Source organism: Microcoleus sp. S36b_A4, from assembly GCF_036700645.1.
GTDB lineage: Bacteria > Cyanobacteriota > Cyanobacteriia > Cyanobacteriales > Microcoleaceae > Microcoleus.
Genome location: NZ_JAUBPI010000150.1, coordinates 1 through 9963 on the forward strand (window position 1 = coordinate 1; position 9963 = coordinate 9963).

Annotated in this window: 6 protein-coding genes and 1 pseudogene; 3 read left to right on the forward strand and 4 right to left on the reverse strand. The window is 46.5% G+C overall.

Features of this window, described 5'->3' with window-relative positions:
• Nucleotides 1-431: 431 nt before the first annotated feature.
• Nucleotides 432-839 carry a hypothetical protein gene (locus QUA03_RS27385; protein WP_333216664.1) on the reverse strand — a complete coding sequence of 136 codons (408 nt, stop codon included), beginning with the start codon at nucleotides 837-839 and terminating at the stop codon, nucleotides 432-434.
• Between the two features lie 178 nt (nucleotides 840-1017).
• On the opposite strand from QUA03_RS27385, the gene metH reads away from it, so the two are divergent.
• A complete protein-coding gene (metH, locus tag QUA03_RS27390; RefSeq protein WP_333216666.1) occupies nucleotides 1018-4572 on the forward strand; it encodes a methionine synthase in 3555 nt (1184 codons plus the stop codon).
• Between the two features lie 250 nt (nucleotides 4573-4822).
• On the opposite strand, the gene QUA03_RS27395 is transcribed toward metH, so the two are convergent.
• On the reverse strand, nucleotides 4823-5446 hold the full coding sequence (locus tag QUA03_RS27395; protein WP_333216668.1) for a hypothetical protein: 624 nt from the start codon (nucleotides 5444-5446) through the stop codon (nucleotides 4823-4825).
• 269 nt (nucleotides 5447-5715) lie between these two features.
• Nucleotides 5716-6042 carry a YbjQ family protein gene (locus QUA03_RS27400; protein ID WP_006634531.1) on the reverse strand — a complete coding sequence of 109 codons (327 nt, stop codon included), beginning with the start codon at nucleotides 6040-6042 and terminating at the stop codon, nucleotides 5716-5718.
• 150 nt (nucleotides 6043-6192) lie between these two features.
• Between QUA03_RS27400 and QUA03_RS27405 the strand changes: the two genes are divergently transcribed.
• Both QUA03_RS27405 and crtO read left to right on the forward strand, forming a co-directional pair.
• The gene (locus QUA03_RS27405; RefSeq protein ID WP_333216672.1) at nucleotides 6193-7293 is read left to right on the forward strand and encodes a tetratricopeptide repeat protein; all 1101 of its coding nucleotides are present in this window, start codon (nucleotides 6193-6195) and stop codon (nucleotides 7291-7293) included.
• 431 nt (nucleotides 7294-7724) lie between these two features.
• Nucleotides 7725-9422 carry a beta-carotene ketolase CrtO gene (gene crtO / locus QUA03_RS27410; RefSeq protein ID WP_333216670.1) on the forward strand — a complete coding sequence of 566 codons (1698 nt, stop codon included), beginning with the start codon at nucleotides 7725-7727 and terminating at the stop codon, nucleotides 9420-9422.
• A 224-nt stretch (nucleotides 9423-9646) separates the two neighbouring features.
• Here the strand turns inward: crtO and QUA03_RS27415 are convergent.
• A pseudogene (locus QUA03_RS27415) lies at nucleotides 9647-9868 on the reverse strand (ISKra4 family transposase); the annotation flags it as partial.
• Nucleotides 9869-9963 lie beyond the last annotated feature (95 nt).

Sequence of the window (9963 nt, forward strand, 5' to 3'; positions counted from 1 at the left end):
TGGTTAAAGTCAATGATTTTTAGAAGGTTTTTTTAGTTATTTAGTAGTGCACAAATTTAGGTGTTTGTCAAATTAATGTAGATGCGTTTACCCTGGGAAGGGAGTAGCAACATTTGCAGCTCGATGGCAGCTTGTAGGAGAGGGAGGCAACCTACTTAGTGTTGCTACGATGGAAGATGGAACTTTGGTTGGTGTTGGTATAGACAATCCGCTTTACCAATTCCTGGGATGATAGCGCTTGTATAGACGATCTCTATTAATCAACTCGACCTTGTTGCAAATACCAGGTCGTTTTTTTAGGCTCATATTAGCTTCGCTAGTTCTGGGCGTATCTTTAGTGAGGGCAAAAAGTGTAGAAAAACAGATGGTGGAGTTAGCTGGAGTTATCGATTATAGTCTTGAACCAATTAACAAAAAGCAACTCGCTGCTTTCAAACTAACCCATGCTTTTCGATACTCATTGATAAAATCGTGGAATTTGGAAGGAGACTTCTGATGAAAAACCAATGGGATCTGAGCGAATTCCGTCTATTCGTAGAAGAAACACTCAAACAATGGCAAGTGCCAGGAGTAGCGATCGCGATCGTACTTATCAGCATAACTACGAGATAGCAGAAAATTCGATCGCCCTTTAATATCAATCGTTTAATTATTTCGATCGCATTTTGGCAAAATTCCTCAACAGTTAAGCGGAAAAACCCCTCGCAGCCGATAATCACCCGCTTCTCCCCCAAATCTCCACGCACAACAGCATCCTCGAAATAATCGGACATTTCCCGCACACTTACAGGTACGATCGAACTATTGTCATCTGATTTGAGATTGGGGATTGTCCCCATCAGTCAACCTGCGCGTCGGAATGAATCCGGGGGCTGGTTTTTTTATCCAAAATCCCAAATCCCAAATCTCAAATCGGCATGGTCATTAGCCATTTGCCAACAGTCACATAATTGTTGACAATATTGCACAATAGATAAAATTGTAAATATATAGCACCTGCGTTTTTTTTGACCGCTTATGAATAGCAGATTCCTCGATCGCCTCCACCACCCCTCGCGCCCCGTCATCGTCTTCGACGGCGCGATGGGAACCAACCTGCAAGTCCAAAACCTCACCGCAGAAGACTTTGGCGGCAAAGAATACGAAGGCTGCAACGAATATCTCGTCCACACCAAGCCGGAAGCAGTCGCCAACGTGCACCGGGGATTCCTCGAAGCAGGGGCCGATGTCATCGAAACAGACACCTTTGGCGCTGCTTCCATCGTTCTCGCCGAATACGATTTGGCAGACAAAGCATATTATCTCAACAAAACTGCCGCCGAACTCGCCAAGGGTATCGCCGCCGAATTTTCCACGCCAGAAAAACCTCGATTTGTCGCAGGATCGATCGGGCCAGGCACCAAATTGCCAACATTAGGACACATTGATTTTGACACACTCACCGCCGCTTTTGCCGAACAAGCAGAAGGACTTTATGACGGCGGCGTTGACTTATTTATTGTCGAAACTTGTCAAGATGTGCTGCAAATTAAATCAGCATTAAATGCCATTGAAGAAGTATTTAAGAAAAAAGGTGCGCGGATTCCGTTAATGGTATCAGTCACAATGGAAGCCACCGGCACAATGTTAGTCGGTTCCGACATCAGCGCCGCCCTAGCCATTTTGCAGCCGTACCCGATCGACATTTTAGGCCTCAACTGCGCCACCGGGCCCGATCGCATGGCCGAACACGTCAAATACCTTTCCGAACATTCGCCCTTCGTCGTTTCCTGCGTTCCCAACGCTGGTTTACCCGAAAACATCGGCGGCCACGCGCACTACAAACTCACGCCCATAGAATTAAAAATGGCCTTGATGCGCTTTGTCGAAGACTTAGGCGTGCAAGTCATCGGCGGCTGCTGCGGAACCCGCTACGATCACATCCGCGAACTATCAGAAATTGGCAAAACTCTGAAACCCAAAATCCGCGAAATTAGTTGGGAACCTTCCGCCGCCTCAATTTATAGCGCCCAACCCTACGAACAAGAGAATTCCTTCTTAATTGTCGGCGAAAGACTCAACGCCAGCGGTTCCAAAAAATGCCGCGATTTGCTAAACGCCGAAGACTGGGACGGTTTAGTAGCAATGGCCAGGGAACAAGTGCGAGAAGGCGCGCACATTCTCGATGTTAACGTTGATTATGTCGGCCGCGACGGCGTGCGCGACATGAAAGAATTAGTCTCCCGCGTTGTTACTAATGCAACTCTCCCTTTAATGCTGGATTCCACAGAATGGGAAAAGATGGAAGCAGGCTTAAAAGTGGCGGGCGGCAAATGTTTGCTGAATTCAACTAACTACGAAGACGGAGAACCGCGTTTTTATCAAGTTTTAGAGTTGGCGAAAAAATACGGCGCGGGCATAGTTATTGGTACAATTGACGAAGACGGAATGGCCAGAACAGCCGACCAAAAATTTGCGATCGCCCAGCGCGCATATAACGCCGCCGTCGCCTACGGAATTCCCGCCGAGGAAATCTTTTTTGATACCCTAGCATTGCCAATTTCTACCGGGATTGAAGAAGACAGAAAAAACGGCAAAGCTACCATCGAATCCATCCGCCGCATCCGCCAAGAATTGCCAGGATGTCACGTAATTTTAGGAGTTTCTAATATTTCCTTCGGTTTGAATCCGGCGGCGCGGCAAGTTTTGAATTCCATGTTTTTGCACGAAGCAATGCAAGCGGGAATGGACTCGGCAATTGTCAGCGCCAATAAGATTTTGCCCCTGGCCAAAATCGACCCCCAACACCAAGAAATCTGCCGTAAACTCATTTACGACGAACGGGAGTTTGACGGCGATATTTGCGTTTATGACCCCTTGGGCGACCTGACAACGGTGTTTGCGGGCAAAACTACCAAGCGCGATCGGACAGAAGACGCAAGCCTCCCGGTAGAAGAACGCCTAAAGCAGCACATCATCGACGGCGAACGCATTGGGCTAGATATCCAACTCGCCAAAGCATTAGAAACCTATCCGCCTCTCCACATTATCAATACCTTCTTGCTAGACGGCATGAAAGTAGTCGGAGAATTGTTCGGTTCGGGACAAATGCAACTGCCATTTGTATTGCAGTCAGCAGAAACCATGAAAGCGGCAGTTGCCTATTTAGAACCGTACATGGAAAAGTCCGAATCCGGGGACAATGCCAAAGGAACATTTATCATCGCTACTGTCAAAGGCGACGTTCACGACATCGGCAAAAACTTGGTTGATATTATCCTATCAAACAACGGCTACCGAGTGATTAATTTGGGTATTAAACAGTCGGTTGACAATATCATCGAAGCCTACGAAAAGCACAAAGCCGACTGTATCGCGATGAGTGGGTTGCTGGTCAAATCTACCGCGTTCATGAAAGAAAATCTGGAAGTATTCAACCAGAAAGGAATCACCGTTCCGGTAATTTTGGGCGGCGCGGCTTTGACTCCTAAGTTTGTACATGAAGACTGCCAAAATACTTATAAAGGTAAAGTAATTTACGGCAAAGATGCGTTTTCTGACTTGCATTTTATGGACCAACTCATGCCAGCCAAATCTGCTGGTAAGTGGGAAGATTTGCAAGGGTTTTTAGATGAAATAGGGGATGAGAATGGGACGGTTAAAGAAGCTAAAGCGGCGCCCGAAACTTCTTCTGTAGAAGATGCGAAGAAAGCAGACACTCCTGTGGTGATAGATACCCGGCGATCCGAAGCAGTGGCAGCAGATATCGATCGCCCGACTCCTCCTTTCTGGGGAACGAAACTGTTGCAGGGAGAAGACATCCCCTTTGAGGAGATTTTCTGGCACTTAGATTTGCAAGCTTTAGTTGCCGGTCAGTGGCAGTTCCGCAAGCCAAAAGACCAATCGCGGGAAGAATACGATGCTTTCTTAGCTGAGAAAGTTTATCCCATATTGGAAGAGTGGAAACACAAAATTATCACCGAAAATTTACTGCAGCCGCAAGCAATTTACGGGTATTTTCCCTGTCAAGCTGAAGGTAATTCTTTGCATTTGTACGATCCAGAAATTATGGAGGGCGGGCAAGATGTATCGACACCCGCTGCAACATTCACATTTCCCCGGCAAAAATCGGCGCGACGGCTGTGCATTGCCGACTTCTTTGCACCCAAAGAATCGGGTAAAATCGATGTATTTCCGATGCAAGTAGCGACAGTGGGAGAAATTGCTACAGAGTACGCGCAAAAGCTATTTGCTAACAATCAATATACCGACTATCTCTACTTTCACGGGTTAGCGGTACAGACAGCGGAAGCAATCGCAGAATGGACTCACGCGCGAATTCGCCGGGAATTGGGATTTGGTAGCGAAGAACCCGACAGCATTCGCGATATGCTAGCACAAAGATATCGCGGTTCGCGGTACAGTTTCGGCTATCCCGCTTGTCCGAATATGGCGGATCAGTACAAGCAACTGGAATTGTTAAAGTGCGATCGTATCAACCTCTACATGGATGAAAGCGAACAACTTTATCCCGAACAATCAACAACGGCAATTATCACCTATCACCCAGCCGCCAAATACTTCAGCGCTTAATTCGTAGGGTACGCTATAAGCACCTTTCTCTCGCTTTGATCGTTCATTATTCTCGTTCCCAGGCTCTGCCTGGGAACAAAGATCGGGAGGCAGAGCATCCCTTTAAAAACCGGGGTGCCGAGCCTCAAAAAATGCGTTTTCAGGTATAACCTGCCAACAATACAAAAATAGTTTCCGAATTAAAGCAATAAAAAAGCACCTTAACAAAAGTGCTTTCCTGAATATAAACTTTCCGTGTCTGACGAAACTTTTACGAGTAATTCCGGGGAGTGCGCGCGCCGGCAGATGCTCCTACCATCGAAGCAACTAAACCCAATAGTGAGCCGAACAAGAAGGACCAACCAGCTTTTGCAGCATTACCAGCAATATTTCGAGTATCCTGAGCAGATACGTTAGGTGCTCGGTTCGGCAAATCGACCCCGCCCTGCTGTGCTTGATTAATTGCTTCTCCCGCATTCGCAGCTATTACGCCAAAAGTGCCGGCCACGCCATTTGCTAACAGCCAAGAGCCAATTGTTAAGGTCGTTGCCCACAAAATTGCTCCATTTAAAAGCGCTGTGTTGCGGTTCATCGGGCCGCAAGCGCGAGCAGTTACCCAACCGCCAACGGCCAAGCTAATTAACAAACTAATAATTGACCAAATTCCCACGCCGGTACCCACGTCCCCGGCAATAGTGCGCGGAGCTCCTGAACCAGCAATGTTGCTCAACCCGATCGCAGCGCCCAATGCACTTAATACCAGTTGTGTGCCGATCGCAATTACCAAACCAGAAAAAATCGGGCCCCAACGTACTCGATCGTGGTATTCCATCACTGAATTTACGACCACGGGTTCGGTACCAACGTTATCTACAGGTCTATTTACGTATGACATAGATTTTTTTTTCCTCTGAGATTTGCTTTAATTTTTAACAATCTTTCACTTAAGCATTGATTGTGGCTGAGATTGATAGAAACTATATCTGCCTGGGGAAATAACCAGTATCTATGTCTGAAGAAAGAAACGAAAAAGTCATCCGCCCCCAGCCACCCGCTATTAGCTAATGACTGATGACTGATGACTGATGGCTGATAACTATTTTATCCCGTTGGAAAGCTTCCCGGATGTATACAGAAAAGGCGGACGTATACAGAAAAAACAGCTTAACGCAATCTTACAGCCGTTCCAACGGCAGTAATCAGCAGCAAAGCCCCGTTTGAGTCTACATTAATCGTGCCGGTGTCAACTTCCACCCCGATTACGGCATTGGCGCCGAGGCGCTGGGCCCGTTTTTCCAGTTCCGCGAGGGCATCTCGCTGTCCTTTGAGAAACACTTCCTCGTAACTGCCGGTGCGCCCGCCGATGATGTCGCGAATGCCCGCGAAGAAATCTCGCAGGGCATTGGTGCCGTAGACAACCTCAGCAGTTACAATTCCCAGGTAAGATTGAATTTCTGCTCCTTGGATGATATCAGTTGTTGTTACAATCATCAGTTGGCCTCAATCGCGAAAATTTTGAGTGGGTCTTGTTCTGTAGATTTACTACATCTCGCCACTCAAACATTCCTGGTAAGTCATAAGTTGTCAGCTTGCCAAGCAGACAGCTACTCGCTCTTCCATTCCACATACTCTTTGAAACACATGGCCGTGCACAAACAAAGTCTCTTGGTATTCAGTACGTTGCTAGTAGCAGGATTCGCTGTCGCAGCGCCGCAGATAGCGCTCTCAGCAGAAATATCCGTTCAAGTCAACCCTCAAAATAATTCAAATTTAGATGATCTGCTGCGACAAGGGCGCGAGTTTGTAGATTCAGGAGACTACACTAGGGCGATCGCCATTTATCAAGAAGCGGCGCGTTTAGATACGGAAAACCCCCGCATTTTTTCGGGTATTGGCTATTTAGAAGCGCGTCAGGGCAACTATCAAGCCTCAGTAGAATTTTACCAACAAGCGATCGGTCTCGAGCCGAATAATGCTGACTTCCAATACGCATTAGGATATGCTATGGCGAATTTACAAAACTATCCCGCAGCAGCCACAGCTTACCGCCGCGCCGCTGTGCTCGATCGCAAAAATGTCAATGCCCGAATCGGTCTCGGAGTGGTACTCTTTCAGCAAAAAGATTACAGCGGTTCTTTTAAAGCATACCAAGAGGCGATCGCCCTCGATCCAAAAAATTGGCAAGCTTATTCTTCAATGGGTTTAGTATTGATCCAGCAGGGAAGTTTTGCCAGTGCTGTCACCGTCCTCCAACAAGCAGCCGAACTCGCTCCCAAACAAGCAGGTGTCCAGTTAAAATTAGGCACTGCTTTGCTGCGTGCCGGCTATACTTCCGAAGGGCTAGCAGCTTTTGAAGAAGCTGCCAAATTGGAGCCCCGGAATCCAGAAGTGCAGCTAGAAATTGGCGAACTTCTCCAGGCTCAAAACGACTTCGACGGAGCGCTTATAGCTTATCAGCGGGCTATTGAGGTGCGACCTAATTTAGTGGAAGCACACGCAGGAATGGGGAAAATTCAACTGGAAAAACAAGATTTTTCAGGAGCGATTACTACTTTTCGGCGAGTGATTAAGCTTGATCCAAACCGGGCAGAAGCTTATTACAATATGGGCAAGGCACTCAAAGCGCGCGATCGCAAATCCGAAGCAATTGAAGCTTTTCAACAAGCCCTCGACACTTACCGCCAGCAAGGCAACAATGATGGTGCACAAAAAGCTGAGGCGGCATTGCGGGAACTGAAGTAATATTTCTCAATGTACTAATAGGTAATTGGCTAGCAGTTTTGAGTGTGGAGTAAGTAATTTTCCTAGGGCTTAACTCCTTCAACCCGCCTTGTTGCAAGGAAAGAAGCAATCTCAAAACTGTTTCTATTCCCTATTGCCTAGGCCCCTTTCCTGTTCCTTCTTCCTTCTTACTTCGTTTGCTTAAGTTTTTAATTGAATGCAGATAAATGTGGCTAAATAGAGTACAATATTGGCGCGATTGGAGAAGGGCGATCGCTCTGTAAGTTTAAGAAGAAATAAGGGCGATCGCACAACAGCATTTTGTCAAAGCTCCATCTTTTGTAATATGCTAAAAAGGCTTATTGACAATGAATCTATTTCTATTGGTAGAGACGGCAAAGTTGTTAACATTTGTAAAATAAGCAAAATATCCTCTCCCTAGAACTTCATCTATGCAAACGTATGATGTCATTATCATAGGCGCAGGTCACAACGGACTCGTCTGTGCGTCTTATCTGCTGAAAGCTGGATATACAGTCCTCTTGTTAGAAAAACGTTCAGTTCCCGGCGGCGCGGCAACTACTGAAGCTGCCATTCCCGAATTGCCGGATTTTAAATTCAATCTTTGCGCGATCGACCACGAATTTATCCATTTAGGGCCAGTTGTAGAAGAACTAGAACTGGAAAAATACGGTTTAGAATATCTTTTCTGCGATCCAGTGGCCTTTTGTCCACATCCCGACGGTAAATATTTCTTAGCGCACAAATCCGTTGAAAAAACTTGTGCTGAAATTGCCCGCTATAACGAGCGCGACGCTAAAAAATATGCCGAATATACAGACTTTTGGCAGCGGGCTTTAGGGGCAATGGTTCCGATGTTTAATGCGCCACCAAAATCCATCATAGATATTCTGGGCAACTACGATATTTCAAAGATCAAAGATTTATTGTCCGTCATCGGTTCACCCGACAAAACGCTGGACTTTATTCGCACGATGCTCACCAGCGCTGAAGACCTTCTCAACGAGTGGTTTGACGAGGAATTTATCAAAGCACCCCTAGCAAGATTCGCCGCAGAGCTCGGCGCGCCTCCTTCGCAAAAAACCCTTGCTGTAGGTGCAATTATGCTGGCAATGAGACACAATCCCGGCATGGCAAGACCGCGCGGAGGAACCGGTGCATTAGTGCAAGCGCTGCTCAATTTAGTTAAAAGCTATTCAGGTGTGGTACTTACCGACCAGCACGTCGAGAAAATATTAGTTGATGATGGTCGCGCTGTGGGAGTTCGAGTGGCCAACGGCACGGAATACCGCGCTACAAAAGGTGTCATTTCTAATATTGATGCTAAGCGCTTGTTTCTGCACTTAATGGACTCCAGCGATGTTGACAGTGCCGACCCGGATTTGCGGGAAAGATTGGAGCGCAAAATTGTTAACAACAACGAGACTATTCTCAAAATAGACTTAGCTCTCAATGAAATGCCCAAGTTTGATCGCTGGAATCATCGGGACGAATATTTAATCGGTTCGGTTTTAATTGCAGATTCGGTGAGACACGTTGAAATTTCTCACAGCGAGCCTTCAATCGGCAGAATTCCCGACTCTGACCCATCGATGTATGTAGTGTTTCCGACGGTACTAGACCCGTCAATGGCTCCCCCCGGACATCATACGGCTTGGATTGAATTTTTTGCTCCTTACATGATCGAAAATGCTGAAGGAACCGGTCAACACGGTACGGGTTGGACGGATGAGCTGAAAAACAAAGTTGCCGATCGCTGCATTGATAAATTAGCAGAATACGCGCCAAATATCAAAAATTCAATTATAGGGCGCCACGTGGAAAGTCCGGCAGAATTGGGAGAGCGTTTGGGGGCTTTGAAAGGGAATTATTATCACGTTGATATGACGCTAGATCAGATGATATTTTTCCGTCCTTTGCCGGAGTTGGCGAATTACAAAACGCCGATCGATGGTTTGTTCCTCACGGGGGCGGGAACGCATCCGGGTGGCTCAATTTCGGGGATGCCGGGACGCAACACCGCTCGCGTTTTCATGCACTCGCAGCAGCCTTTCGCGCAGACTTTAGCAGATGCGGCTAATACTCTGAAAGCGAAGGGTAAGTCGGTATTTCGGAGTAATGAGAAGTAAGAGGACTGGCACTGCCTGCCCTTATTGATTTACTCAGAACTTACGCACTCCCATCGAAGAAACCGGGTTTTTTACCGAATCAGAGGGTAACAACCAATTATTGTCGTAAAATACCCGGTTTCTATGCCCCTATGTGTAAGTTTGATTAATGTTTCCATTAGGGTTAGTTGCAAATATCCATTAGGGAGAGTAATTTTAGGGTGCATCTCAGTTTAGCAAATACATCAAATTGAAAGTTGACCGTTGAGATAAGCACAGCGAAGAGAAAGGATAGACGAAACGTTCTCAATCTTCCATTGCGCTCCCGATATTTTCACCCTTAATCCAATGCGTTTAATTATTGATTCAATTGTTCCCGAACCAATCGAACTTATGGATTCTTCTTTTTAGTATTGGTAATTGACTATTCGACAGCGATGGGTCTCTAAATAATTACAAAACGTTTTATTTTAAATGCTCGATCTTTCAATAGTCCGGACAGTTTTCAATCACTAACGGCAGAATGAGGGTTTCAGCCTTCTCAGTGAGGTCGAATGCTAAC

Bases quoted from the DNA above. Each gene is read 5' to 3' on its own strand.
- QUA03_RS27385 (WP_333216664.1), bottom strand. From the start codon at position 839: ATGGGGACAATCCCCAATCTCAAATCAGATGACAATAGTTCGATCGTA.
- metH (WP_333216666.1), top strand. From the start codon at position 1,018: ATGAATAGCAGATTCCTCGATCGCCTCCACCACCCCTCGCGCCCCGTC.
- QUA03_RS27395 (WP_333216668.1), bottom strand. From the start codon at position 5,446: ATGTCATACGTAAATAGACCTGTAGATAACGTTGGTACCGAACCCGTG.
- QUA03_RS27400 (WP_006634531.1), bottom strand. From the start codon at position 6,042: ATGATTGTAACAACAACTGATATCATCCAAGGAGCAGAAATTCAATCT.
- QUA03_RS27405 (WP_333216672.1), top strand. From the start codon at position 6,193: ATGGCCGTGCACAAACAAAGTCTCTTGGTATTCAGTACGTTGCTAGTA.
- crtO (WP_333216670.1), top strand. From the start codon at position 7,725: ATGCAAACGTATGATGTCATTATCATAGGCGCAGGTCACAACGGACTC.